Annotated in this window: 20 protein-coding genes; 14 read left to right on the top strand and 6 right to left on the bottom strand. The window is 36.8% G+C overall.

The window, feature by feature from the left end; genetic code table 11:
• Nucleotides 1-262: 262 nt before the first annotated feature.
• The 6 genes from G440_RS0114005 (at nt 263) to G440_RS0114035 (ending at nt 9,130) form a co-directional block, all read left to right on the top strand.
• Nucleotides 263-1,651, top strand: a complete 1,389-nt coding sequence (locus G440_RS0114005) for a trypsin-like peptidase domain-containing protein (RefSeq protein ID WP_026451884.1) — start codon at nt 263-265, stop codon at nt 1,649-1,651.
• A gap of 137 nt (nt 1,652-1,788) precedes the next feature.
• Complete coding sequence (locus G440_RS0114015) at nt 1,789-3,237, top strand: glyceraldehyde-3-phosphate dehydrogenase (RefSeq protein WP_026451885.1); 1,449 nt, start codon at nt 1,789-1,791, stop codon at nt 3,235-3,237.
• Nucleotides 3,238-3,255: 18 nt separating this feature from the next.
• Nucleotides 3,256-4,767 carry a cadherin repeat domain-containing protein gene (locus G440_RS0114020; protein ID WP_169718963.1) on the top strand — a complete coding sequence of 504 codons (1,512 nt, stop codon included), beginning with the start codon at nt 3,256-3,258 and terminating at the stop codon, nt 4,765-4,767.
• A gap of 11 nt (nt 4,768-4,778) precedes the next feature.
• The gene (locus tag G440_RS0114025) at nt 4,779-6,194 is read left to right on the top strand and encodes a cadherin repeat domain-containing protein (RefSeq protein WP_026451887.1); all 1,416 of its coding nucleotides are present in this window, start codon (nt 4,779-4,781) and stop codon (nt 6,192-6,194) included.
• 31 nt (nt 6,195-6,225) lie between these two features.
• Nucleotides 6,226-7,803, top strand: coding sequence for a cadherin repeat domain-containing protein (locus G440_RS0114030; RefSeq protein ID WP_157417998.1), 1,578 nt, complete (start codon nt 6,226-6,228; stop codon nt 7,801-7,803).
• 151 nt (nt 7,804-7,954) lie between these two features.
• Entirely contained in the window at nt 7,955-9,130 is a 1,176-nt protein-coding gene (locus G440_RS0114035; protein WP_026451889.1) for a DUF748 domain-containing protein, read from the top strand.
• A gap of 383 nt (nt 9,131-9,513) precedes the next feature.
• Here the strand turns inward: G440_RS0114035 and G440_RS0114040 are convergent, their stop codons facing one another.
• Nucleotides 9,514-10,575 carry an IS110 family RNA-guided transposase gene (locus tag G440_RS0114040; protein WP_026451890.1) on the bottom strand — a complete coding sequence of 354 codons (1,062 nt, stop codon included), beginning with the start codon at nt 10,573-10,575 and terminating at the stop codon, nt 9,514-9,516.
• A gap of 348 nt (nt 10,576-10,923) precedes the next feature.
• Between G440_RS0114040 and G440_RS0114045 the strand changes: the two genes are divergently transcribed.
• The 8 genes from G440_RS0114045 (at nt 10,924) to G440_RS0114090 (ending at nt 18,790) form a co-directional block, all read left to right on the top strand.
• On the top strand, nt 10,924-11,364 hold the full coding sequence (locus G440_RS0114045) for a GNAT family N-acetyltransferase (RefSeq protein ID WP_026451891.1): 441 nt from the start codon (nt 10,924-10,926) through the stop codon (nt 11,362-11,364).
• 165 nt (nt 11,365-11,529) lie between these two features.
• Nucleotides 11,530-12,204 (top strand): tRNA (guanosine(37)-N1)-methyltransferase TrmD, encoded by a 675-nt coding sequence (gene trmD / locus G440_RS0114055; RefSeq protein WP_026451892.1) that lies wholly within the window; start codon nt 11,530-11,532, stop codon nt 12,202-12,204.
• A gap of 93 nt (nt 12,205-12,297) precedes the next feature.
• On the top strand, nt 12,298-12,552 hold the full coding sequence (locus G440_RS0114060; RefSeq protein WP_026451893.1) for an autorepressor SdpR family transcription factor: 255 nt from the start codon (nt 12,298-12,300) through the stop codon (nt 12,550-12,552).
• Nucleotides 12,553-12,557: 5 nt separating this feature from the next.
• A complete protein-coding gene (locus tag G440_RS0114065) occupies nt 12,558-13,214 on the top strand; it encodes an SdpI family protein (RefSeq protein WP_026451894.1) in 657 nt (218 codons plus the stop codon).
• 162 nt (nt 13,215-13,376) lie between these two features.
• A complete protein-coding gene (rplS, locus tag G440_RS0114070) occupies nt 13,377-13,727 on the top strand; it encodes a 50S ribosomal protein L19 (protein ID WP_026451895.1) in 351 nt (116 codons plus the stop codon).
• A 728-nt stretch (nt 13,728-14,455) separates the two neighbouring features.
• Complete coding sequence (locus G440_RS0114080; RefSeq protein WP_026451896.1) at nt 14,456-16,702, top strand: NADP-dependent isocitrate dehydrogenase; 2,247 nt, start codon at nt 14,456-14,458, stop codon at nt 16,700-16,702.
• 417 nt (nt 16,703-17,119) lie between these two features.
• Nucleotides 17,120-18,238, top strand: coding sequence for a PQQ-dependent sugar dehydrogenase (locus G440_RS0114085; protein WP_026451897.1), 1,119 nt, complete (start codon nt 17,120-17,122; stop codon nt 18,236-18,238).
• 159 nt (nt 18,239-18,397) lie between these two features.
• Nucleotides 18,398-18,790 (top strand): VOC family protein, encoded by a 393-nt coding sequence (locus tag G440_RS0114090; RefSeq protein WP_245574864.1) that lies wholly within the window; start codon nt 18,398-18,400, stop codon nt 18,788-18,790.
• 224 nt (nt 18,791-19,014) lie between these two features.
• Here the strand turns inward: G440_RS0114090 and lepB are convergent, their stop codons facing one another.
• The 5 genes from lepB to G440_RS0114125 all read right to left on the bottom strand — a co-directional run bounded on the left by lepB (nt 19,015) and on the right by G440_RS0114125 (nt 23,790).
• Nucleotides 19,015-20,574 carry a signal peptidase I gene (gene lepB / locus G440_RS0114100; RefSeq protein ID WP_026451899.1) on the bottom strand — a complete coding sequence of 520 codons (1,560 nt, stop codon included), beginning with the start codon at nt 20,572-20,574 and terminating at the stop codon, nt 19,015-19,017.
• An 84-nt stretch (nt 20,575-20,658) separates the two neighbouring features.
• Complete coding sequence (dapB, locus tag G440_RS0114105; RefSeq protein WP_026451900.1) at nt 20,659-21,372, bottom strand: 4-hydroxy-tetrahydrodipicolinate reductase; 714 nt, start codon at nt 21,370-21,372, stop codon at nt 20,659-20,661.
• Nucleotides 21,373-21,548: 176 nt separating this feature from the next.
• Nucleotides 21,549-22,130 carry a DUF5683 domain-containing protein gene (locus G440_RS0114115; RefSeq protein ID WP_026451901.1) on the bottom strand — a complete coding sequence of 194 codons (582 nt, stop codon included), beginning with the start codon at nt 22,128-22,130 and terminating at the stop codon, nt 21,549-21,551.
• Entirely contained in the window at nt 22,120-23,019 is a 900-nt protein-coding gene (locus G440_RS0114120; RefSeq protein ID WP_026451902.1) for a ParB/RepB/Spo0J family partition protein, read from the bottom strand. Before G440_RS0114120 ends, G440_RS0114115 begins: the two co-directional genes overlap by 11 nt.
• Nucleotides 23,020-23,790: a ParA family protein gene (locus G440_RS0114125; RefSeq protein ID WP_026451903.1), complete on the bottom strand. Its 771-nt coding sequence runs from the start codon at nt 23,788-23,790 to the stop codon at nt 23,020-23,022.
• Nucleotides 23,791-23,928: the final 138 nt, after the last annotated feature.

Genomic DNA, 23,928 nt, shown 5'->3' on the forward strand with positions numbered 1-23,928 from the left:
AAATTCCAAATACCAAAGATTAAACCTCAAAGAAAATATAATTCCAAGAAAGAAAGGACAACAAGTATTGGAATAGTATTCACGTTAAATGCAAGTTAAATACGGCTTTATGGCATACTTTTTTAGGTTGATGCTTGTTAAATTTGTATAGCTATTCGAAATATGAAGATTCAAGTAAAAAACTCAATTTTCAATGAAAAAATCTTTTTTATAGCTAATTATTTACGCAACTCTAAATATTATTAATAAAAATAAATTTAAAATGAAACAGACATTTCGTTTATTCCTGGTAGCACTGTTTGCAGGTGCAATCACACTCGGAGGCTATAAATACTTCGAAAAAAAAGAGCATATTAGCTTTGAACCAGAGCAAAGTTCTCCATTTATGAATACTAGCTTCTCATCAAATGGAGCTGAAATGAACACCGATTTTACCGATGCTGCAGAGAAAACAGTTCACGCTGTTGTTCACGTTAAAAATATTACCGTAAGCCGGCAGCCTACCAACATATTTGAATATTTCCAGGGAGGAGGGCAGCCCAAAGCTATGATTGGCAGCGGAAGTGGCGTAATAATTTCACCAGACGGTTATATTGTTACCAATAACCACGTAATTGCAAATGCCACAGATCTTGAGGTAACGCTGAACAATAATAAAACCTATACGGGCAAATTGATAGGCACCGACCCAGCAACCGACATCGCATTGATTAAAATTGACGGCGACGAAGATTTTCCGTTTATCCCTTTTGGCGACTCTAACAATGTAAAGATTGGAGAATGGGTGCTTGCAGTTGGAAATCCATTTAACCTAACCTCAACAGTTACCGCAGGTATTATAAGTGCGAAAGCGCGAGATCTCAATCAATTTGATGGAAACCCACAATCCTTTATACAGACAGATGCTGCGGTAAATCGCGGAAATAGCGGTGGTGCGTTGGTAAACACAAGAGGCGAATTGATTGGTATAAACACCGCAATTACTTCGGAAACAGGAAGTTTTATTGGGTATTCATTTGCGGTTCCCTCCAACAATGCCCGAAAAGTAATTGAAGATATTTTGGAATACGGAAACGTACAACGTGGCATTCTTGGAATTCAAGTTGGAAATATTAGCCAAGAAATAGCTGGGAAATACGGAATCAACGAAACCGAGGGCGTATTTGTTGGCGGTCTTGAAAAAGGAAGTGGCGCCGATAAAGCAGGAATAAAAGAAGGAGACATTATTAAAATGCTAGATAGAGTTCGCGTTACAAAGTTCTCAGATCTCTCAGGATATCTAGGCTCAAAAAGACCAAATGATGTGGTTCAGGTAACTGTACTTCGCAACGGAAAAGAAAAGGTGATTCCCGTAACCCTTGTAAAACTTGAAACCTTTTCAATCGATAATTTAGGATTGGAAGTCAAGAACACAACTTCGGCAGAGCTAAAAGAACGCGGTTTAACTAATGGCGTGGTGGTTACCCGAGCCCTTACTCCAGAAGTTGCCCGATACAAACTAGAAGGAATAATAATCACCCAATTAAATGACGAGCCGATAAAAGACATAAACGACGTTAGGAGGATTATGACAGAGCGAGACCCACGTACGCCAATCAAAATGACATTTATGGATGGCGCAGGAAATATAAATTCCTTTATATTTAGGTAAAACCGAAAAAACCATGTTTACAACACCGCTGAAAATCAAAACTTTCAGCGGTGTTTTTATTTTCCTTAATAATTTCCCCAAGCCGATGAAAATAAGTAATTTTGCACAAAATTTAAACCCTTTAAAAATCCATCCTTATGAGTTTTGATGACGTTTATGAAAAAGAACTGTCTTTTCAAACTGACCGCAGGAAAGCCTCAGTAGAATTTATTAAAATCATTAGCGACCTTTGGTATGACAAGTCCATTGAATTGGTACTTTTCCGTAACCAACTTATCGACCGCAATGTGAGTGAAATTTTAAACCTTCACGAATATGCAGGCGAATTCGTCCAAAAGCCTATCTCAATTTTCGACTCTGTTGAAATTGCACAGGCCATTAAAACTTTGGATCTTCCACCAGCAAAATTGGATATTGGTAAACTTACCTACGAATTCCATTTGGAAGACGATAAATACTCCAACGCTTTGGCATTCGTTTCAGCTAAATTAAAAGATGCCAAAGAAGCAAAAACAGTAGTCCCAAAAGACGTAGTGCTTTACGGTTTTGGCCGTATTGGCCGCTTGTTGGCACGTGAGCTTATGACGCGTACAGGACAAGGAAACCAACTCCGTCTTCGTGCCATCGTGGTACGCGGCAATATGGACCAATCTGTTTTAGACAAAAGAGCTTCCTTGCTTCAATATGATTCTGTTCACGGAGATTTTTTAGGAACTGTTAGTACAGATCTTGAAAACAGCGCGCTGATTATCAACGGAACTACGGTTCACGTTATTTCGGCAAACAATCCTGAGGATATAGATTACACAAAATACGGAATTGATGACGCATTAATCATTGATAATACCGGTGCTTTCCGTGATGAGGAAGCTTTGGGCCGTCATTTAAAAGCGAAAGGTGCTGCAAAAGTATTGCTTACCGCTCCAGGGAAAGGAGTTCCAAATATCGTTCACGGTGTAAACCAAAACGAATACGACCCAAATACAGTTGATATTTTCTCAGCTGCTTCCTGTACAACAAATGCTATTACTCCTGTCTTAAAAGCGGTAGAAGATTCATTCGGCGTAGTTCGTGGACATTTAGAAACAATTCACGCCTATACCAACGACCAGAATTTGGTAGATAACATGCATAGCAAATACCGTCGTGGTCGCGCTGCAGCATTAAACATGGTAATTACAGAAACCGGCGCTGGAAAAGCAGTTGCAAAAGCCTTACCTATTTTGGATGGCAAACTGACTTCCAATGCAATTCGTGTTCCTGTTCCTAATGGTTCTTTGGTAGTTTTAAATCTTGAAGTAGCGAAGCCTACCTCAGTAGCCGAAATGAATGCAACTATGAAGAAATATGCTTTGGAAGGCGACTTGGTAGAGCAGATAAAATATTCCATGAGCAATGAACTTGTTTCAAGCGATATTGTTGGCACTTCGGCGCCGGCTATTTACGACAGCAAGGCGACCATTGTTACTGAAGACGGTAAAAATGTGGTACTATATATTTGGTATGATAACGAATACGGTTATAGCCATCAAGTAATTCGTTTGGCGAAATATATTGCTCAAGTTAGAAGATATACTTACTACTAATAGGTATTAAAAATTTGATTGAAAAAATCCTGTTACGTGAGTAACGGGATTTTTTATTTATATTTGGATACTCACCATTTTAACATTTCATTAATAATGCGATTCTCACTAAATAACAGCTTTTCGATATTACTTTTTTTTTCAGTGTTCACCTTCATTTCCTGCTCAAAAGACAGTGATGAACCAGAACAAATCGAAACTCAAATAACAGTTACCACTCAGGATTTTTCAACCACCATGGATGAAAATCCAACAAATGGACAAGTAATCGGAACCGTTCAAGGAAATACAAACCAAGGATCTATTACTTTTTCAATCACGGAACAAAATCCTTCGGAAGCTTTTTCTATTGATGCTGCTTCTGGTGAATTGAAGGTTACGGATGGAATGCTTTTTGATTTTGAAATCAATCCAACAATTACGGGAACAGTGAAGGTGGCAAATGGGACGGTTTCTAAAATTGCAGTAGTTACTATTTCATTAAATGATATAAGCACTGAAAATATATATGATGGTGATGTATATTTAAGCTCCCAAGATGAAGTAAACACCTTTGGGGCCAGCAATTACGTTCGCATTACCGGATTTCTCTTTATAGGAAAAGATTCTGAAACTGAATTAAGTAATATTTCAGATTTAACGCCTTTAGAAAGTCTGAATAGAATTGATGGCGACTTTACTATTTATCGTAATGGCGAATTATCAAATACGCTAGGACTTGGGAATATTGAAGACATTGGCAGTAATCTTATAATAGGGGAAAACCCCATTTTGATAAGTGTTAGCGATTTAAATAATATTACTTCTGTTCAAAATGATTTATCTATAAATGAAAATCCGTTACTAGAAGATATGGAGGGATTGAGCAACATAACCAATGTTAGTGGAAATTTATTTTTCTACAATAACCCCTTAACTCCCAATTTGAATTGGATGAGGAATTTATCCTCAATTGGAAAAGACCTTTATATCGGGGGATGTAAGCTGATCAGAACTTTAAATGGGCTTAATAGTTTAAGAAATGTTGGTCCATATATTACAATTGAGAATAATGAATTACTCGAGAACTTAAATGGTTTGGAAAATTTAATCGCTACGATTGAAGTATTAAAAATAAATAACAATGCCTCATTATTAAATATCGCGGATCTTAATAATATCACAGTAACTTTTGAAATAATCATTTCAAATAATAAAAAACTACAAAATTTAATTGGTTTATCAAAAATAACGTATCTTACTTTTGGCGCCTATATTGTTAAAAATAATTCATTAATCGATTTAACAGGACTAGATAATCTTATATCTAGCGGTTTAACCGTGAAACAAAATCAGAGCTTGATAAACTTAAATGGATTAAATGGTTTACAATATGCTGAACAATTAATATTTTATTCTAACCCTTCTCTTTCTGATTTTTGCGCCCTCCAAAATTCATTAATCACAAACCTCAATATATACTATTCTGTAGCGGGTAATGGTTTTGACCCAACTCAACAGGATTTAATAGATGGCAATTGCAGTCTTTAAAAAATAAAATTATGAATAGAATTCTACCTTTTAAAATAATAGCGTTCATTGCTCTCTTCACTTTTATTTCCTGCTCAAAAGATAGTGATGAACCGGAACAAATCGAAAAGAATGTACTTACTCAGGATTTTTCAACAACAATGGATGAAAACCCAACAAATGGCCAGTTAATAGGTACTATATCCGGGACCACTAACCAAGGCACTGTTACATTTTCAGTTATTGAACAATCTCCAGAAGATGCCTTTTCCATTGATTCTTCCACTGGGGAATTAAAGGTTGCAGAAGCAAGCATTTTTAATTTTGAGATAAACCCCACAATAACCGGTACAATAAAAGTGGCAAATGAAACTTTATTTGAAATAGCTACAGTAACCATTAATCTAAACGATTTAGAGGAAGATAGACCTTTCCAAGGGGATGTGTTTTTGAGAAGCCAAAGTGAAATAAATGATTTCGGAAATTTAGGTTATACACGTATAATAGGAAATTTAAATATTGGGAATTATGATTATGATGACATTGTGGACTTAACCCCTTTATTAAATTTAGAAAAGATAGATGATTATTTATCTATATACAACTGTTCTCAACTTGCTACAATCAATGGGTTGAGAAACCTTTCACATATTGGATCAAATTTTCTAATAATTGCAAATCCTTCGCTTAAAAAAATACACGATTTGCAAAGTCTCACTTCAATAGAAGGAACGCTGGATATATCTTTAAGTTTGCAATTAACAGATATTAGTGGGTTCAATTCTTTGGAAAGTATTGGAAATGAGATGTTAATTGATCAAATAGGTCTTGCCAACTTGGATGATTTTGAGAATCTAAAAGCTATAGGAGGAAATTTAAATATTTCGTATTGTGCTAATCTAAAAAATATCGATGGATTGTCCAACTTAGAAAATATAGGCCCCACATTAAGTATCATTTCGAACGATATCTTGATCAATCTAAACGGATTTGCAAATTTAACCGACACTGTTTTAGAATTGAAGGTTAGTGGTAATCATATACTTCAAAATATATCCGGACTGCAAAATATTGATGTTTCGGAAAATATTAGTATCAGTGACAATTCTCTTTTGAAAAACATCGACGGTCTTTCAAGAATCAGCAGTCTATCAAGTGTTACTTTGTTAAAAAACAACTCATTGAAAAATATAGATGGGCTGTCCAACCTTAATACTATAAGTAATGACATTAAGATTACAAGAAATAAAAGTTTGTCTAATTTAAACGCTCTTACTGGGTTAACAAGGGTTGATGGACTTATGGAGATTTCGCAAAACTTATTGTTGAGAGATTTTTGTGGACTACAAAATTTTATGACAAGTGGCACTTTGGGATCTTACGAGATTTCAGACAATTTATTTAATCCAACTAAACAAGATATTATAGATGGGAACTGCAGTATTTAAAATTAAACAATATTTCCGAAGCTCTAATTTTATGAAAGTATTAAATAAGATCAATAAATATCAACTCGTTTTGTTTTTAGCAAGTTTTTTTATCATTTCTTGTTCAACTGATGAGGATTCCACCACTCCCATTCAAACAGTTATCACCACTTATGACTTCTCAAAAACAATAGATGAAAATCCTGCACAAGGATTCGAGATAGGCAATGTCTTGGCAAGTACAAACCAAGGAGATCTAACTTTTTCTTTGACCGAACAAACCCCAGCAGGTGCAATGAACATTGGTTTAGAAACTGGAATACTGACAGTTGCAAACCCTAGTGTTTTTATTTTTGAAACTAACCCCACAATTACAGGATTGGTAACCGTTACCAATGGTGCGGTCTCTAAAAGTACAAACATCAATATCTCCCTTAACGACATAACAGAAGATAATATATATATTGGCTCAATAAACCTTAGAAGCCAAGCAGAAGTTGAGGCCTTTGGAGCTAATAATTATACTCATATTTCTAGCACCTTAAATATTGGAAAATATCTTGATTATGAAGTTTCGGATATTAATGATCTCTCACCGCTTTCGTCCTTAACCAGTATTGGTGTAAATTTATTAGTTGGCCTCAATCCAAATCTTCAAAATTTGAATGGTCTGGAAAATTTAACAAACGTTACGAATACAATTCTCATTGCCCAAAATGAGTCACTTACTACAATTCAAAGTCTAAGCGAAGTAAATTCCGATTACATTTCTATTAACATTTTAGAAAATAATAATCTTCAAAACCTAGATGGCCTGGAAAAGATCAAGATATTAATTGGTCTGGAGATTTCTGAAAACTCCTCATTACAAAACATAGATGGACTCGCCAATGTAACACAAACCTACAGCTTAAAAATTAATGAAAACCCAGAATTGACAAACATTGACGGACTTCAAAATCTCACAAGTGCCAATGGTGGGATTATGATTCGCAATAATAAAAGTCTAACCAACCTTGATTCTTTAGAAAACCTCAAATATTTAGAAGATAATCTAACAATAATTGAGAATCAGTCTTTATTGAATATTGATGGTATTAGAAATCTGGTTTTGAGACCTAAACTCATCTATATTAGAGATAATGCATCACTTAATAGCATCGCTGGATTACTCGGCATTGAAGTTTCGGGAGCTTTGGCGATAAGCGATAATCCATCTTTACTTAATCTCGTAGGTCTGAATAATCTTAAAACAGCTTCTTTAAGTTTAGAGATAATTGGTAATTCGAGTATTCAAAACATTGACGAATTGAGCAATCTTGAATCCGCAGACAAGCTTAGATTGAATAATAATAGTGGTTTGCAGAATATCAACGGTCTTTCCAATTTAAAGTCCATAACCCAAGATCTTGATATAAAGGATAATAATTCAATTCTGAACTTAAATGGATTACAAAATCTCTACTATTTAAAGAGAAACCTAAGAGTTACTGGAAATACATCTCTAGCAGATTTATGTGCTCTGCAACTTCTTCTTGTTAGTGATGGTTTGGGTGGTAATTTTACTGTAAACAATAATGCCTATAACCCAACGAAACAAGATATCATAAACGGCAATTGCAGTTTGTAAATGTCTCCCACCATAATTTTCCCTTACTCTCTGTGCCTCTGTGTTAAATTTAACCGCGCTGCCATAAAGGAGGTTTATCTTTTTTATGACTTCATTAACTGAGTATTCCCAAGCTTTCAATCAAATTTGTTTAAATCATTTATTTTAAAAAATGTCAGAAACAAATAAGAGAAGCAGGTTTAAAAAGAAGCGATATACAATTCCGATTATCATTTTAATCCTTCTTATAGCTTTTAGAATATATCTTCCCACGTTAGTAAAAAAGAATGTCAACAAAGTCTTGGCAGACATTCCCGGCTATTACGGCCAAGTGGATGATATTGATATTTCACTGATACGAGGGGCTTATGTGATTAAGGGAATGTATTTAAACAAAGGGACCGCAGACTCCCAAGTTCCCTTTCTCAGTTTCCCGAAAAGTGAAATTTCCATGGAATGGAAATCACTTTTTAAAGGAAAAATAGTAAGTGAGATCATAATGACCAGTCCTGAAGTAGTGTACGTTTTTGAAGATCAAAAAGAAGAAAGCGGAGACGCAGATGTTGATGATTGGACAAAAGCACTAACAGAACTCGTTCCCATAGACATAAACCACTTTGAAGTACACGATGGTAAAATTGCTTTTGTTCAGCTTTCGGCAGATCCTAATATCGATTTGCAGATAGCCAAATTAGAACTTACCGCAGATAACTTACGCAACGTGGTGGAAAAAGAGCGCATTCTCCCCTCACCTATCCGCGCTACAGGAGTTTCCATCGGAAATGGAAAAGTCTCCTTGGAAGGAAATATGAACCTGGTTAAGGAAATTCCAGACATGGATCTTTCCTTTTCTCTAGAAAATGCAGATGTAACTGCGTTAAATGATTTCACAAATTATTACGCTGGTCTGGATTTCGACAAAGGAACATTCGGCCTTTATAGTGAAGTAGCAATCGCTGATGGGCATTTAATTGGTTATATAAAACCATTGCTTACAGACACCAAATTAATAGGTGAAGGCGACAGTTTTCTCGATGTTTTATGGGAAGGCTTTGCTGGGCTCTTTAAATTTATATTGAAAAATCAGGGAACTGATACCGTGGCCACAAAAGTTCCTATTGAAGGCGATTTAAACAATGTTGATGCTGGGGTTTGGCCTACCGTATTGGGCATTTTTAAAAATGGATGGATAAAAGCATTTACAGATCAAGTTGATGATGATATAAATTACAAGGATGCCTTTAAAGCTGGAGATATCACTAGAAAAGAAAAACGTGAATTGCGCAAAAAGGAACGCCAAGAAGAAAGAGCAAAACGGAAAAAAGAGCGCGAGATTAATAAAGGTTGATTTTTAAATAGGACTTAGGACTAAAGGACTTAAGACATAAGACCTTTACGTTGCGGGAAAATTTAAACTGTTATAATACTTTTTAGTCATACATTATATGTCTTACTGTCTATCATCTAACTACATTTATAACAGACTGATATTTAATAATCTACATATATAAGGATAAAGAGATGACTAAACGATTTTGTTTCTGCACTAATATTACAGCGCATTCTAAGCAGACTGAAAGTCTGTTGCATTAGTGAAATTCAAAGCGCCCTGATTGCGTCATCATTTTTCGAGGAAAGATTGAATTAGTGTATATTAGTGATCCCGATAGATTCTGTGTTAACTAACAAGAGATTTTCTCTTTTTTTTATTATTTTTGTTATTCAAGACGGCTATAAGCTAGTCTGTAAAAGGATACTTTCTGCATTTGCATTTAGTGTCCTTTTTTGTTGATAATCATTCTCAAACTTAGTTTTATCCTTATCTATAACAAATATAAGTTCCAGCATTTTTCTCTGCACAGCTATCAGTGCTTTCATTTTAACCCCACTTTTGGCAACTATTCGGGTATATAGGTCTCTATGGAATTTATTATACTTTACGGATGACAGAGAAGGTAGGTGCATTGATTTTCTAAGATGCCTATTCCCTTTTTTTGATATCCGCGGTTTACCCTTTACAGATGTGCTCGATTGTTTTTCCCTAACATCCAGGCCCGCATAACCGGTCAATTGTTTTTTGTTTCTTATCAGCTCGAACCCATTGGTCTCAGCTAATACGATGACCGCGGTCAGCTCTCCCACGCCTGGTATGGAACAAATATTTTTTATTCTTTCCCTAATATCCGGATAATCCTTTAGCAATGTGGCTATATCCATCTTGATTTCTTTCTCCTGACCGTTGAGAAATTTGATTCTCTCAGCAATACGTTCAAGGCTTCTTTGGTTAGGCATAGCCTCCGCTTTTTCCGCGTGTAGCTGATTTTTGACCATAGATCTCTGATCAACTATTTGGTCACGCTCCCGGGTTAATTGCTTGAGCCGTCTATAAACTCCTTTTGGGCGATTCCAGTTATCTAGTCTACGTTCAAGACCGAATCTCATAATAGCTTGTGATGCTGTCTTATCAGTAATCGTGTTTATGTCCAATGTCCTAAAAAAATTACTGATCTTATTGGGCAATACAATGCTCAGATCAAAACCACTTTCAGCAAGGCCATAGGCAAGTTTTTCATGATAGACTCCGGTCGCTTCCATGACATATCTAACGCTATCTGCATTGTTACTGTGGCCAGCAACCCAATCGATCAAAGATTTTATACCGTTGTCAGTGTTTTTAAACACTTTGTACGATATGATTTCAATGTCCAAATCCTCATAGAGCCTTCCCAGAGATACAACTAATTCCTTTTGGGCTACATCAATACCCGCAACTTCCTTTAAAACTTTTTTCATGTGTTCGATTTTTAAAATTACAAATGAAAAATCTCTGTCCGTTTTTTCTCCTGGTTGGATATTCTGGATACCGTTGAGGTTCCTTACATTCTGTTCAAACTCTACGAGATATAAAAGGATAAGGTCATATCTATCGGTCGGTATATCTTAAGATTACCTAGCCATCGGTTGACTCTTACCCTCTTTCACTTATATTTGTAAAACTAAAAATTTATTTCCAAAGCAAACATAGGAGCTATCGGGACGTGGCAATACTTTGAAGCCGAGTTAGATAAGGTTCGTGATCTCGGGCGATCCCCGGCGAGAGACTTAAGTCAAAATTCTAATATTTCTTAATCTAATCATATTATGAAAGTAATAACAGCATCCATTGAAAATATAGAACAGATAGTGCCATTATTTAATGCCTACCGAGTTTTTTACAAACAAGCATCCAACCTAGAAGCAGCCAGGAAATTTTTAAAAGAAAGGTTTACAAAACAAGATTCAGTCATATTCCTATGTCTGGATGCTTCTGGAAAGGGCTTAGGTTTCACACAACTATACCCAAGTTTTTCTTCAGTTTCAATGCAACGTATTTATATTTTAAACGATCTATTCGTAACTTCAGAAGCCAGAAAACAAGGCGTAGGCGAAGCGCTGATGGAACGTGCAAAAAAGTTAGCTATAAAAGAAGGCTGCAGAGGAATCACCTTAGAAACTGATACTGAAAATCCCGCCCAATCCCTTTATAAAAGATTGGGCTGGAAAAATGATGTTAACGTAAATCATTATACTTGGGAAGTGTAGTCCGTTTCAATTAGCGTATTTTTGTATTTTTATCACTATTTCTATGGACTCTATCACTCTTCTTGAAGTAGTTGAAAAATATGTTTTGAACCCTTTTGACCATGGTTTTTCGAGAGGCAAAAAAGTCTCCATTAATCAATGTAACTTGAAAAAAGATTTTCTATAATGCGAATAGACATAATTACCGTTGTTCCTGAATTACTTCAAAGTCCGTTTGAAGTATCAATTTTAAAGCGTGCCATCGAAAAAGGCATCGTGGAAGTTCATACCCATAATCTTCGCGATTGGTCCACTAACGCCTATAAACAAATAGACGATTATCAATTTGGCGGTGGCGCGGGAATGGTAATGATGATTGAACCTATTGATAAATGCATTTCAGAATTGAAAGCGCAACGCGATTATGACGAGATCATCTATATGACGCCCGACGGCAAAACCTTCAATCAACAAACTGCAAACACACTTTCACTTAAAGAAAACATCATCATACTTTGCGGACATTATAAAGGCGTGGATCAACGTGTTCGAGATCATTTTATAACGATGGAAATCTCTGTAGGCGACTTTGTTCTCAGTGGCGGCGAGCTTGCTGCGGCGCTTGTTTGTGATGCAGTGATCCGTTTAATTCCTGGCGTTTTAGGAAATGAAACTAGCGCATTAACAGATTCTTTTCAAGATGATTTATTAGCTCCACCAATATATACACGTCCTGCCGAATATAAAGGTTGGACCGTACCTGATATATTAACGAGCGGCCATACCGGCAAAATCGAGGAATGGCGGGAGGATCAGGCTTACAAACGCACAAAGGAGCGTAGGCCAGATTTGTTGGAGTGACCCGCTAATTTACTGTCAATCAACTTTTTTTAATAAAATAATTTGTTTCTTAAAAACAGTATTTAGATATTTGTCTAAATAACTAAATATATAGTGAAAGACATTTTCAAAGCATTAAACGATGAAACAAGAAGGGAAATCCTAGAACTTTTGAAAAAAGAGGATTTGACCGCGGGAGAAATCGCAGACAATTTCAGTATTTCAAAACCCAGCATTTCGCACCATCTTGACATTTTACAGCGAGCAGATTTGATTGCTGGAGAAAAAAAAGGGCAGTTTATCCACTATTCGATCAACACAACTATTCTCGACGATGTTTTTACTTGGCTACTAACCCTCAAAAAATAAATTTTATGAAATTCAATTTAAAAAAAGAGCTTCCCTTGCTCCTACTTTCGGTTTTGCCAGCTTTCTTTCTGGCGTATGTTTGGAACAGCTTACCAGTCAAAGTCCCTTTGCAATGGGGATTAAATGGTGAAGTTAATCGATATGGAAACAAAATGGAATTGCTAATTGTAGGCCTACTTCCAGTATTTCTATATGCGCTGTTTTTGTTTATTCCCTTAATTGATCCTAAGAGGCGCTTGAATACGATGGGCAATAAATATTATACCATCCGCCTTCTTATCGCAGTATTTATAGCGGTGCTTTTCATGTATGTGATCTATTCGGTAAAAGAACAATCACTTAGCAATCCGAACTATTTATTTATGATTATCGGTGGCTTTTTTGTACTGCTGGGAAATTATTTTAAAACGATAAAACCAAATTACTTTGTAGGTATACGTACTCCATGGACTTTAGAAAACGAGGATATCTGGAAAAAAACCCATAAGCTTGCAGGGAAATTATGGGTTGCCGGTGGACTATTGATAATCATTTTCTGTTTCATTTTCAATGAACAAACTGCATTGACACTGTTTTTAATAATTACGGGAATAATTACATTAATTCCTATTGCGCATTCGTACATTCAATTTAAAAACCTGCCCAAGGAGTCTATTTCCTAATATGAAAATTAACCCCAAAGGCCTCGATTCAATTACTTATTGCATTTAAATTGAAAAGCACTTGCCACATTATATAAATTCCTTACTTTTGCAGCCACTTAATCCAACCTCTGGCGAAAACCGCGAATGTTGTTTTAACTCAAACCTTATCAAATTAACAAAATGGAAGAGTTAATTAAATTTGTAGAAGACGAATTTGTTACTAAAAATGAATTTCCTGAATTCGGGGCTGGTGATACCATTACTGTGTATTACGAAATCCGTGAAGGCGAAAAAACAAGAACACAGTTTTTTAGAGGTGTTGTAATTCAAGTAAAAGGTACTGGAACTACTAAAACTTTTACAATCCGTAAAATGAGTGGAACTATTGGTGTGGAACGTATTTTCCCACTAAATATGCCAGCACTTCAAAAAATTGAGATCAATAAAAAAGGTAGTGTACGTAGAGCACGTATTTATTACTTTAGAGGTCTTACCGGTAAAAAAGCCCGTATCAAAGAAAAACGTTCATAACTTTCTCTTTGTTGAAAACTCTCAAAAGCCCTGTGATTACAGGGCTTTTTTTATGAACAATTGTTAACAAGCAATGTTCGTAAACTGTGGATTCTTAGTGGGTTAAACAAGCTTGAAAATCCAATTCTTCGTCTTATATTAGCTATATCAAAATGGTGTTACAGCCAGATTGATAAATTAAAGTTAAGTTCTTTTACATCTTTTTTCCGAATTGCTTACGAAACTAACGCTTGAAAAACTGCTAGTATCCAGATTTAGAAAAAATTAAAAGAACCACTTTAATTGCTTTTTTTGGTTGCCTGAGATACTCAAGATCTTTAGTTTATTAGTATCGAGATCAAAAAAAGTTTATGAGTCAATTTTTTATAAGACGGAGACGCTTTACAGCATACCCGAAACTAGAAAAATTTGAACTCTGTGAGTAAATCACATTTGCAAGATTATAATCATCCTGCAGTAAGTCAGCCTTCGGCAGACAAGTGGTAACGATTTACTTTACAAGGAGCCATATCAAAAGTATTTATACTTTGATATGGCTTTTCTTGATTATAGCCAATAGTTCCAACTTTACTCCTAAGTTTTTTTGACTTGATTCCATGTAAGCTCCCAAACCCTCCTTCGGCGGCCAAGCTTTTAAACTGTTAAACTCCCTTTTAAAAGCGCCGCCAAATCGCTATATTTGCACCTGTTAAAATTTCAAATTTATTATTTCCAAAAACATATTATCCATGACAAAGTCTTCAAAAATTATATATACTAAAACCGATGAGTCACCTGCTTTAGCAACTCACTCTCTTTTGCCAATTGTAAAAGCATTCACCGCACCAGCAAATATTAAGCTTGAGAGTCGCGATATTTCATTGGCTGCACGTATTTTAGCGGTTTTTCCGGAATATCTTTCTGAAGGCCAACGCGTAAATGACGACTTAAAAGAATTGGGCGAATTGGCCAAATCTCCAGAAGCCAATATTATCAAATTACCTAATATTAGTGCATCTGTACCGCAATTAAACGAAGCCATCGATGAACTTCAAAAGAAAGGTTTTCCAATTCCAGACTATCCAGTTGAACCAAAAAACAACAAAGAAAAAGAAGCTAAAGCTAAATATGATAAAATAAAAGGAAGTGCAGTAAATCCAGTGCTTCGCGAAGGAAATAGCGACCGCCGCGCACCTAAGGCTGTTAAAAACTACGCAAAAAAGCACCCACACAGTATGGGCGCTTGGAGTAGCGATAGCAAGAGCCATGTGGCCACCATGGATCACGGTGATTTCTTCCACAATGAAAAATCTCTGACACTTGCCGCAGATGATACTTTGAGTATCGTTCTGGTTGAAAAGGATGGAGCTAAAACAGTCTTAAAAGAGAACCTTAAGGTTTTAAAAGGCGAAATTATCGATGCCACCGTAATGAGCAAAAAAGCATTGGTGTCTTTCCTTGAAGAACAACTAAAAGATGCCAAAGATAAAAAAGTGCTCTTCTCAGTCCATATGAAGGCAACAATGATGAAGGTGAGCGATCCAATTATTTTTGGATATGCTGTAAAAGTATATTTTGAAGATTTGTTTAAGAAATATGCAGACACATTCGAAAATCTAGGTGTAAATGCCAACAATGGCTTGGGTGACCTGGAAAATAAACTTTCTGAATTATCTGAAGAGAAAAGAAATGAAATCATTTCAGACATTCAAGACATAATAGACAAAAACCCAGACCTCGCTATGGTAAATAGCGACAAAGGAATCACCAACCTTCACGTTCCCAGTGATGTTATTATTGATGCTTCAATGCCGGCGATGATTCGAAACTCTGGCCAGATGTGGGGACCAGACGGAAAAAGCCACGATACCAAAGCTGTAATTCCAGACAGTAGTTATGCCGGAGTTTATGAAACTACTATTGAATTCTGTAAAAAACACGGCGCTTTTGATCCAACAACAATGGGAACTGTTCCCAACGTAGGTTTAATGGCTCAAAAGGCTGAAGAATATGGCAGCCACGATAAAACTTTTGAAATTTCAGCAGATGGAAAAGTTGAAGTGCTTGATGCTTCAGGAAAAGTGATTTTAGAGCACGATGTTGAAACAGGCGATATTTGGAGAATGTGCCAAGCAAAAGATTTACCAATTCAAGACTGGGTAAAACTTGCCGTTGAAAGAGCCCGCGCAACAGGAAACCCAACCATATTTTGGTTGGATGAACATCGCGCCCACGACGCTGAGCTAATCAAAAAAGTAAATAAATATTTACCAGAACACGACACTAAGGGTCTTGATATCCAAATTCTTTCTCCAGAAAAAGCAACTGAATTTACTTTGGAACGCGTAAAAGCTGGGAAAGACACCATTTCGGTAACAGGAAATGTATTGCGAGATTATTTAACTGACCTCTTCCCTATTCTGGAATTGGGTACAAGTGCAAAAATGCTTTCCATAGTACCTTTAATGAATGGTGGTGGATTGTTTGAAACAGGCGCCGGAGGTTCAGCCCCAAAACACGTTGAGCAGTTTATAGAAGAAAATCATTTACGTTGGGACTCATTAGGTGAATTTTTAGCGATAGCAGTCTCTCTAGAACATTTAGGTACAAAGTATGACAACCCTAAAGCAATCGTTTTAGCCGATGCTCTGGATGAAGCAACTGAAAAGTATCTTGACAACAGCAAATCACCATCACGAAATACAAAAGAACTTGACAATCGTGGAGGTCATTTCTATTTGGCGATGTATTGGGCTGAAGCGCTTTCTAAACAAGACAAAGATCAAGACCTAAAAAAGATTTTCACTCCAATTGCCAAGGAATTGAGGGAAAACGAAGCTAAGATTAATAAGGAATTTATCGACGCTCAAGGCCCTAAAATGGAGATTGGCGGTTATTACGAGCCAACAGAAAAGCTGGTTTCCGAGGCCATGCGTCCTAGTAAAACTTTTAATCACATTCTTTCGGAACTGTCAGCCGAGGCAGAAATAAAATAAAAGTCAACACGTTTTTTATAAACCTCCAGCATCCACTGGAGGTTTTTTTATGTTAAAAAATAACGCAGAACTCCATATAATACTGATTTAAGCGTGTAGCTTGTGCTAAAGGTTGAAGGTTATATCTACAAGATCCAAAGGAGACCTTGCAGGAATGTCCAAGTAATTTTTTATACGCTCTAAATTATTCATGCGCCTCTGCTTTCGCAACCAGAATTTTAGTATCTTTTTAAAAATAAATTGATTCAGAAACGACGCTGGTAGTTTCTATCTTGCTAGATGTCATCGGGCGGTAAGAAGGAATCCTCTTAAGGCTTGTTGAAGAGTTTAGAAGTTTGAAGATTATACAAAAGAAACCTTGCAGGAAGACTCAAAAAAGACCTTGCTTGAATTTCAATTTACGTTAAAACGATACTTATGAAAAAATATATTTCTATTGCAATGGCATTTGTTGTTTTTGCCTCCTGTGCCCAACAGAAAAAGGAAAACGATATCGCGTTAAAAATGGAAGCGCAAACCTACAAAATTGAAGAAGTTGTAAAAAACCTTTCTATTCCTTGGGGAATGGTTTGGCTTCCCGATGGCAGTATGCTTATCACCGAAAAAGATGGGCGATTGATTCATTTTAAAGATGGTAAAAAGGTATCAATAGCAAATGTTCCTAAAGTTTACAACAGTGGCCAAGGGGGATTGTTGGACATCGAATTACATCCAGATTATAAGGACAACGGCTGGATCTATATTACTTATGCTTCCGAAGAAGGTGCTGAAAAAGGCGGCCATACCGCTTTAATGCGATGCAAACTGGATGGTAACTCCCTTACCAATCTAGAAAAACTTTATAAAGCTGAACCCAACACTACTGCTGGCCAACATTTTGGTTCACGGATTGAGTTTGACGATGATGATTTCCTGTATTTCTCCATTGGAGAGCGTGGAGAACGAGATGTAAATCCGCAAGACATTACACGCGACGGTGGAAAAATTTACCGATTGAATGATGATGGAAGCATCCCTGAAGACAATCCTTTTTACAACGAACCCAATGCGAAAAAGGCGATTTACACCTATGGAAATCGGAACCCACAAGGAATGGCGAAGAACCCTGAAACAGGAAAGATCTGGATTCACGAGCACGGCCCAAAAGGCGGCGATGAAATAAACATAGTTAAAAATGGTGCGAATTATGGCTGGCCAACTGTAACTTATGGAATCAATTACAGCGGAACAAAAATCACTGACGAAACCTCCAGCCCAGAGATTGAGTCTCCTGTTTACTATTGGGTTCCTTCAATCGCTCCCTCCGGCATGGCATTTGTTACAAGCGATAAATACCCGAATTGGAAAGGGAAGTTGTTAGTAGGTTCCTTAAAATTCGCATATGTAGAATTGCTAACATTGGAAGGAGAAAAGGTAATCAATAGAGAGAAAATTGCGCAAGATATTGGTCGTGTTCGCAATGTAAAAATGGGGCCTAACGGTTTGATTTATATTGCAGTTGAAGGGCAGGGAATTTTTAGATTGATTCCTGAATAAAGATAGCCACGAAGGCACGAATCTCCTGTGGGGGTGTAGGTTAAAAAATTATTTCAACTGTCTGCTGCGTGCAAAGGAGTGTCGTAGCTTTTTTATTTTATCTTTTAGCTCCTTTTTTTACAAAAAATCAAAAGCTTATCAATTTTAAACCTAAGAAATATGAAGATGAAAATTGACCCGATAATCGCAGTAAAAGATGTTGAAGCCAGTTCTAAATGGTATCAATCAGTCTTTGAATGTAGAAGCAAGCACGGCGGAAAAACTTTTGATATATTGGTCTCCGATAATGATGACGTTTTAATATGCCTTCATAAATGGGGAGAGCACGAACATCCTACAATGCAAAGTCCTTCCATAACCCCTGGTAACGGACTTATTCTATATTTCAGGACTAAAAAAATGAATACAATTAGAAAAAACGTCGAAAAACTAAGCTATCCTATTGAAGAAGAAATTCACTTAAACCCAAATTCCCTCAAAAAGGAGTTTTCATTAAGAGATCCAGATGGGTACTACATAAGCATAACTGAATTTCATAGCTATGAAGGTTAAATAGTTTCTGAATAAAGGTCACCACGAATACACGAATATTTTTGAATAAGGCTCTAGTTTAATAAAGCACTGTTTTTTTAAACCGCTGATTAATTACACCCCATTTTTGATGTCAAAGCCATTTCAAATTGATTCCCAAATCAGCTCCCTTCCCTCAGGGAAGGGCTGGGGATGGGACTTAGCAAAAGACTTAAATAATCATTCGTGCATTCGTGGCAAATATTTTACTTTTTAGCCCCTTTCTTTCTTTTTCTCCAGAAATCAAAAGCGAACCAACCTATTACCACAATAACAAAGTACATCAAATAAGAAACTGGTTTTCCACTTCCACCAACGGTAGTAAATAGTCTATCCCAACGTACTTTTTTATTGATTCCATCCCAGCTCATCCACACAAATACAGGCTTTCCAACCACGTGATTGAAAGGCACAAAACCCCACGTACGAGCATCCTCGCTATTGTTTCGGTTGTCACCCATCATCCAATAGTAATCCATTTTAAAGGTATAGTCCGTAATTGCTTTTCCATTCAATAGAACTTCGGTGCCGGACTGTGTTATTTTATTATCTACCCCCAACTCACTGCCTTCATAAACTTCAATTAATCGTTTATAGAATGGTAATGATTCTGGAGTTATAGCAACAGTTACGCCTTTCTTAGGAATATATAAGGGTCCGAAGAAATCATTGTTCCAAGCATATCTTTGATTATTCGGAAAAATACTTCGGTCCCATTCTCCTTTTCCACTGCTAAGACGCGTAATATCAACAACATTCGGGTTGTTGCTAAGCATATTCATAGACTCTTCCGAAATAGCCGCAAATCGATATGTATTGTTTCCAAAGCCATAACGATCGGTAATATTGTATCGGTTGTGAAGCATTTCAGGATTTAATTGTCCGTTTACTTTCACTTCATACGAAAATTGGATTTTTGCGCGATCTGGCAAATCATTCTTTTTTCCGTTGATAAAAACATAGCCATCTCGAACCTCCAATGAATCGCCTGGCATCCCTACACAACGCTTTACATAGTTCGATTTTTTATCGATTGGTTTGTAATAGTATTTCCCATCACCATACTGCTGAAACGCATTTACCGTATCAACCGGCCAGTTGAAAACTACGATATCGTTCCGCTTGATTTTTTGAAAACCTGGTAGTCTGAAATATGGAATTTGAGGATACGTAAGATATGATTTTGTATGAATCAAAGGAATAGTATCATGCACCATCGGGAAAGCAATAGGCGTCATAGGTGCACGTGCCCCATAATGGAACTTGCTCACAAAAAGGAAATCGCCCACCAACAAGGTTTTTTCCAACGAAGAAGTTGGAATAGTAAAAGGTTGCATTACATAGGTGTGAACAATAGTCGCCGCAACTACTGCGAACAGAATCGAACTTACCCACTCTCCCGTTGAAGTACGTGGCTTTAAGCTTCTGTCTTTTATATAATCGAGTTTTTGGGTGTAATTAATGTAATAAATATACAGCCCCAAAGTCACAATTCCCAAAATGGTATCGGTTGTTGAATTACGGCCAAAACTGCGCAATGTTTCCACCCAAACTACGGGGAACATAATTAAATTCACAATAGGTATAAAAAGTAAGATGGTCCACCACCACGGACGATTGATGATTTTCATTAAAACCACTGCGTTGTAAACCGGTACAGCCGCTTCCCATCCTTTCCTTCCTGCAGCTTCGTAAAGCTTCCAAGTTCCGGCAAAATGGATTAATTGTACTACTAAAAAAACTATAAACCAACCTGTCCAACTCATCGCTTATTCTTTATTCCTTATTACTATTTTTTATTATTATTTATATTATTGACCTTGAATTTTTAATGCGTCAATAATCAATATTCAATTCCATTCCCCCTCGGGGGCTAATACGTCCTTCATTGTAAAAACACCTTTTTTATCTTTCAGCCATTCAGCCGCTAGGATTGCCCCTTTTGCGAAACCTTCACGATTGTGAGCTTCATGTTTAAATGAAATTGTGTCTATGGGAGAATCGTATAAAACTGTATGCGTTCCTTTTACATCCTTTTCTCTTTTTGCTGTGATATTCAAACTATTTTCCGAAGAAGAATTCAACTTCCAATTATTTTTTTCGCTATGCTTTAAGATTCCTTCGGCAATGGTAATTGCTGTTCCACTTGGCGCATCTTTTTTTTCAAGGTGATGAATCTCTTCAACTGAAACATCATATTCCTTCCAAGGAGCCATCAACTTAGCGGCATATTCATTTATGCTAAAAAAAAGATTAACACCTACGCTGAAGTTGGACGCATAAATGAAGCTTCCGTTACGGTTTTCACATAAGTTTACCATTTCATCATAGTTCTCCAACCAACCTGTAGTTCCAGAAATTATTGGAATTCCAGCTTCTAAAGCCTTCGAAATATTGCTAACCGCAGCATCCGGTGAGGAAAAATCTATAGCCACCTCAGCATCCCTAAAATTTCCTTCGGAAGATTCGCTGGTGCTTTTAAAAACCACGGAATGACCTTTTTCCAGAGCCAATTTTTCAATGATCTTACCCATTTTACCGTATCCTAGGAGTGCTATCTTCATATTATCTCTCGCAAAGGCGCAAAGGCGCTAAGTTGAATTTCATCAAAATGATGTGAAGGTTCTTTCTGTTCTGTCTTTTGATTCTTGTGCCCCGCTCCTTTCATCTTTACTCTTTTGTCTTTCTTCTTTATTCTTTCTTCTCTACCCTCTAACAACTACCGTCTAAAGTCTACCAACTATTTAAACCGATACGTCAACGACATTCCATACTGTGGCTTTGCGCTAAATTGATTATAATCAAAACTGGGTTGTAGCGATAGGTCTTCACTTACTTCATATTGACGTAAATGCGCATCTACATTGGCATCTACAATATTTAGAAAATAAAACGCGGCCGTAACAATAATACTAATGCTTTTGTTTTTTTGGGCAGTCTTTTGGGCGTTTATCAGTCGGTCATTAGAAATTCCTTGAAACTCATCATCCGTGTAGCCTGCAAGTCTTCTTTTATAAGCATTTCGGAAACGATCATAATCATCATCCTGTTGCTTGTAAAAATAAACCCCCGCCGCCATTCCGGCATAAATAATCGGAATTTTCCAATACCTTTTATTGTAAACCTGTCCCAATCCCGGTAATACGGCCGAATAGAATGCCGCTTTTGCTGGTGCCAGTGGATTGTACTCCTCTTTTGGCAAGATAGAATCGTTTACAACAATTACCTTTTTCTCCTTTTTTACCGTTAAGGAATCAGGAGTCTGCGCAAACAAAGATGTGGCGAAGATTAAAAAAAAAATATATAGGAAGTTACTTTTCACTTTTTATCAGCTTCAAAATACGTTCGAAGTCATCTTGATTTTTAAAAGGAACTACCAGTTGCCCTTTTCCCGACTTAGAAACCTTAACATCTACAGAAGTTTCAAAAATATCTGTCAATTCTTTTTTTGCTTTTTTGGCGAAGGCTGGTGCGCTCACTTTCTGTGGGGCCGCTTTTTCACTAGGATTTTTAAAATTCCGAACCAAAGCTTCTGTCTCGCGAACGGACAGATTTTGGCTTAAAACCTTTTCATAAATATCCAATTGATCACTTAAATCATCCACATTGATCAACGCACGACCGTGGCCCATACTAATGAAACCATCACGCATTCCGGTTTGGATAATTGGATCTAATTTCAGCAATCGTAAATAGTTGGCAATGGTAGAACGGTTCTTCCCCACTCTATCGCTCAACTCTTCTTGGGTGACGTTAATTTCTTCAATTAATCGTTGATATGAAATTGCAATTTCAATGGGATCCAGATCTTGCCTTTGGATATTTTCAACCAAAGCCATCTCCAGGGATTCCTGATCGTTTGCAATTCGAATATATGCCGGAATGGTTTTTAACCCGATCAATTTTGAAGCTCGAAAACGACGTTCCCCGCTTACCAATTGATATTTATTAAAGTCGAGTTTACGAACGGTGATTGGCTGAATTACGCCGAGTTCCTTAATCGAGGAAGCCAGTTCCCGAAGGGAATCTTCGTTAAAACTGGTTCGCGGCTGAAAAGGGTTTACTTCAATACTGCCCAAATCCAGTTCCACAATGCTGCCAACAACTTGATCGGCATTTTTATCGGAAACTGATTTTATATCATTGGAAGGATCTTTCAACAATGCTGAAAGTCCGCGGCCTAATGCTTGTTTTTTGGTCGCTTTCGCCATTTACTCTTTTTCGTTTTTCTTGATTAATTCGTGAGCCAAACTCAAATAATTGTCGGCTCCTTTGCTGGAAGCATCATAACTAATAATACTTTCACCATAACTGGGTGCTTCACTTAAACGCACATTGCGCATAATGATTGTTTCAAAAACCATTTCATCAAAATGCTTCTTCACCTCATCTACCACTTGGTTTGAAAGTCGCAGACGCTGATCGAACATGGTAAGCAACAAGCCTTCAATATCAAGGTTTTGATTGTGAATTTTTTGAACACTTTTAATGGTGTTCAAAAGTTTTCCAAGACCTTCCAAAGCGAAATATTCACATTGAATAGGAATAATAACGGAATCTGCCGCTGTTAGGGCATTCAGCGTTAGCAAACCTAATGACGGCGCACAATCTATAAGTATATAATCGTAATCTGCTTTTAGACCTTCAATAGCTTTTTTCAGCATATACTCACGATTCTCCACATCCACCAATTCAATTTCTATCGCAACCAAATCTATGTGCGATGGAATTAAATCTAAATTGGGTGAATTTGTCGCAATGACAGCCTCTTTTGCAGTGGCACTGTGCTCAAGCAATTGGTAAGTCCCCAACTCAACTCCCTCCACATCAACACCTAATCCCGAAGTTGCATTGGCTTGTGGGTCCGCATCTATAAGTAGTACTTTTTTCTCAAGAACGCCCAATGATGCAGCTAAATTTACTGAGGTCGTGGTCTTGCCAACGCCTCCTTTTTGATTTGCAATTGCAATTATTTTACCCATTAATTTGCTTGGAATTTTAGCAGATAAAAGTACGATTAATTATGTGGATAGAAAATCATTTTTGTTAACAGAACCCCGTTGACGAAAATTTCAAATTCCAATATCCAAATTCCAAATAAAAATCAACCTTTAAAAAAA

This window comes from Aequorivita capsosiphonis DSM 23843 (assembly GCF_000429125.1).
GTDB classification, from domain to species: domain Bacteria; phylum Bacteroidota; class Bacteroidia; order Flavobacteriales; family Flavobacteriaceae; genus Aequorivita; species Aequorivita capsosiphonis.

What these genes read in the sequence shown, in the direction of transcription:
- G440_RS0114005 (WP_026451884.1), top strand. Translation starts at nt 263, where the DNA reads ATGAAACAGACATTTCGTTTATTCCTGGTAGCACTGTTTGCAGGTGCA.
- G440_RS0114015 (WP_026451885.1), top strand. Translation starts at nt 1,789, where the DNA reads ATGAGTTTTGATGACGTTTATGAAAAAGAACTGTCTTTTCAAACTGAC.
- G440_RS0114025 (WP_026451887.1), top strand. Translation starts at nt 4,779, where the DNA reads ATGAATAGAATTCTACCTTTTAAAATAATAGCGTTCATTGCTCTCTTC.
- G440_RS0114030 (WP_157417998.1), top strand. Translation starts at nt 6,226, where the DNA reads ATGAAAGTATTAAATAAGATCAATAAATATCAACTCGTTTTGTTTTTA.
- G440_RS0114035 (WP_026451889.1), top strand. Translation starts at nt 7,955, where the DNA reads ATGTCAGAAACAAATAAGAGAAGCAGGTTTAAAAAGAAGCGATATACA.
- G440_RS0114040 (WP_026451890.1), bottom strand. Translation starts at nt 10,575, where the DNA reads ATGAAAAAAGTTTTAAAGGAAGTTGCGGGTATTGATGTAGCCCAAAAG.
- G440_RS0114045 (WP_026451891.1), top strand. Translation starts at nt 10,924, where the DNA reads ATGAAAGTAATAACAGCATCCATTGAAAATATAGAACAGATAGTGCCA.
- trmD (WP_026451892.1), top strand. Translation starts at nt 11,530, where the DNA reads ATGCGAATAGACATAATTACCGTTGTTCCTGAATTACTTCAAAGTCCG.
- G440_RS0114065 (WP_026451894.1), top strand. Translation starts at nt 12,558, where the DNA reads ATGAAATTCAATTTAAAAAAAGAGCTTCCCTTGCTCCTACTTTCGGTT.
- rplS (WP_026451895.1), top strand. Translation starts at nt 13,377, where the DNA reads ATGGAAGAGTTAATTAAATTTGTAGAAGACGAATTTGTTACTAAAAAT.
- G440_RS0114080 (WP_026451896.1), top strand. Translation starts at nt 14,456, where the DNA reads ATGACAAAGTCTTCAAAAATTATATATACTAAAACCGATGAGTCACCT.
- G440_RS0114085 (WP_026451897.1), top strand. Translation starts at nt 17,120, where the DNA reads ATGAAAAAATATATTTCTATTGCAATGGCATTTGTTGTTTTTGCCTCC.
- G440_RS0114090 (WP_245574864.1), top strand. Translation starts at nt 18,398, where the DNA reads ATGAAGATGAAAATTGACCCGATAATCGCAGTAAAAGATGTTGAAGCC.
- lepB (WP_026451899.1), bottom strand. Translation starts at nt 20,574, where the DNA reads ATGAGTTGGACAGGTTGGTTTATAGTTTTTTTAGTAGTACAATTAATC.
- dapB (WP_026451900.1), bottom strand. Translation starts at nt 21,372, where the DNA reads ATGAAGATAGCACTCCTAGGATACGGTAAAATGGGTAAGATCATTGAA.
- G440_RS0114120 (WP_026451902.1), bottom strand. Translation starts at nt 23,019, where the DNA reads ATGGCGAAAGCGACCAAAAAACAAGCATTAGGCCGCGGACTTTCAGCA.
- G440_RS0114125 (WP_026451903.1), bottom strand. Translation starts at nt 23,790, where the DNA reads ATGGGTAAAATAATTGCAATTGCAAATCAAAAAGGAGGCGTTGGCAAG.